This is a genomic window from Bradymonas sediminis (assembly GCF_003258315.1).
Taxonomy (GTDB): domain Bacteria; phylum Myxococcota_A; class Bradymonadia; order Bradymonadales; family Bradymonadaceae; genus Bradymonas; species Bradymonas sediminis.
The window spans coordinates 4,130,001-4,132,500 of sequence record NZ_CP030032.1 but is presented as its reverse complement, the minus strand read 5'-3'; the positions used below and the strand labels follow the sequence as shown (position 1 = coordinate 4,132,500).

At 51.7% G+C, this 2,500-nt stretch carries 2 tRNA genes and 2 rRNA genes (1 of these 4 running past the window's edge); all 4 read left to right on the top strand.

From position 1 onward, the window contains the following. The first annotated feature begins 76 nt into the window (after positions 1-76). A 16S ribosomal RNA gene (locus DN745_RS15560) occupies positions 77-1,613 on the top strand. A gap of 130 nt (positions 1,614-1,743) precedes the next feature. Beyond that, positions 1,744-1,817 (top strand) — tRNA-Ile (locus DN745_RS15555). A 74-nt stretch (positions 1,818-1,891) separates the two neighbouring features. After that, positions 1,892-1,964: transfer RNA gene (locus DN745_RS15550), tRNA-Ala, on the top strand. Positions 1,965-2,290: 326 nt separating this feature from the next. Beyond that, a 23S ribosomal RNA gene (locus DN745_RS15545) occupies positions 2,291-2,500 on the top strand (it continues 2,851 nt past the right edge of the window). The 16S and 23S rRNA genes sit together here with 2 tRNA genes alongside, the layout of an rRNA operon.

The window sequence follows — 2,500 nt, the reverse complement described above, 5'->3', positions numbered from 1 at the left end:
TAAGTGATCGCTTTAACGTTGCCCTGCGACCCGTCGTGGGGTGATTGATTAATATAAAATGATGAGCTCATCTCCAAAACTGGAGAGTTTGATCCTGGCTCAGAACGAACGCTGGCGGCGTGCTTAACACATGCAAGTCGCACGAGAAACGGGGCTTCGGCCCCCGAGTAAAGTGGCGAATGGGTGAGTAACACGTGAGTAACATGCCTTGGAGCGGGGGATAACCATCCGAAAGGGTGGCTAATACCGCATAAGACCCCACCGACTTCGGTCGGAGTGGTCAAAGCCTTCGGGCACTCCAAGATTGGCTCGCGGACCATTAGCTAGTTGGTGAGGTAACGGCTCACCAAGGCAGTGATGGATAGCTGGTCTGAGAGGACGATCAGCCACACTGGGACTGAGACACGGCCCAGACTCCTGCGGGAGGCAGCAGTGGGGAATCTTGCGCAATGGGCGAAAGCCTGACGCAGCAACGCCGCGTGTGTGAAGAAGGCTTTCGGGTCGTAAAGCACTGTCAGAAGGGAAGAACGCCCACATTGTTGGGTTTGACGGTACCTTCAAAGGAAGCACCGGCTAACTCCGTGCCAGCAGCCGCGGTAATACGGAGGGTGCAAGCGTTGTTCGGAATCATTGGGCGTAAAGCGCGCGCAGGCGGCCATTTAAGTCTGATGTGAAAGCCCGAGGCTCAACCTCGGAGGTGCATTGGAAACTGGATGGCTTGAGTCCAAGAGAGGTTAGTGGAATTCGTGGTGTAGGGGTGAAATCCGTAGATATCACGAGGAACACCAGTGGCGAAGGCGACTGACTGGATTGGTACTGACGCTGAGGCGCGAAAGCGTGGGGAGCAAACAGGATTAGATACCCTGGTAGTCCACGCCGTAAACGATGTTCACTAGTTGCTGGGTCAATTGAGATTCAGTGGCGAAGCTAACGCATTAAGTGAACCGCCTGGGGAGTACGGCCGCAAGGTTAAAACTCAAAGGAATTGACGGGGGCCCGCACAAGCGGTGGAGCATGTGGTTTAATTCGAAGCAACGCGAAGAACCTTACCTGGATTTGACATCCCGCGAATCCCTCTTAATAGAGGGAGTGCTCTTCGGAGAGCGCGGTGACAGGTGCTGCATGGCTGTCGTCAGCTCGTGTCGTGAGATGTTCGGTTAAGTCCGGCAACGAGCGCAACCCCTATCTTTAGTTGCCATCAGGTTATGCTGGGCACTCTAGAGAGACTGCCGGAGTGAATTCGGAGGAAGGTGGGGATGACGTCAAGTCCTCATGGCCCTTATATCCAGGGCTACACACGTGCTACAATGGTCGGTACAAAGGGCTGCTAACTCGCGAGAGTGTGCCAATCCCAAAAAACCGGCCTCAGTTCGGATTGCAGTCTGCAACTCGACTGCATGAAGCTGGAATCGCTAGTAATCGTGGATCAGCATGCCACGGTGAATACGTTCCCGGGCCTTGTACACACCGCCCGTCACACCATGGAAGTCGTTTGCTCCAGAAGTCGGTGACCCAACCTTTCGAGGAGGGAGCCGCCGAAGGAGTGGATGGTGACTGGGGTGAAGTCGTAACAAGGTAGCCGTAGGGGAACCTGCGGCTGGATCACCTCCTTTAAGGAGCTATATTTAGCTTCAATACGATTCGTATCTACATATGTCTCGCAACGATTGGTCCTACAAAGCGCATTTTTAGCTTTGATGGACGTGCCGTCTTGTCTGAATTTCTGTTCCGAAACACGTCTATGGACCTGTAGCTCAGTTGGTTAGAGCGCACCCCTGATAAGGGTGAGGTCGCTAGTTCGAATCTAGCCAGGTCCACTGGAGACGATAGCCTCAACTCAGCAGGTGCTACCAGCGCCGCGGATTTGAAGCAGTAAGTTTCCATGAGGCGTGGGGGATTAGCTCAGTTGGGAGAGCATCGCCTTTGCAAGGCGAGGGTCATCGGTTCGAGTCCGATATCCTCCACTGTGTTCTTTGAAAATTGTATAGGACAGTGTCTTTTGAGAAGTTTTGACTTCTGGTGTTACATTTCGCCAGAAATCGTTAAGAAACTTCGAATCAGGCATCTTCCATAGATTTCTATCTAACCAGAACAACGACCTTGAGTCGGCGGGATGGGAATATAGAAAGATATGAAATAAATCGATTAAAACTGGTCCGATGGACCCTGGAATCGAGCAAGTTTTCTAAGAAAGCTTGATCGTTTTTAAGGTCCTCGAGACATATAGAAACATCAAGCGAACTTAGTGTTCGAGGAACTCTTCGGAGTAAGTCGAACAAAAATATACTTAGATTAAGTAACAAAGGGCGTACGGTGAATGCCTAGGTGTTTGCTAGCGATGAAGGACGTGAAAGGCTGCGATAAGCAGCGGGGAGCCGCCAAATAGGCCTCGATCCGCTGATTTCCGAATGGGGCAACCCAATCTGGCGTTAAACCCAGATTATCCTTTAGATGAATACATAGTCTTTAGGAAGCGAACCCGGAGAACTGAAACATCTCA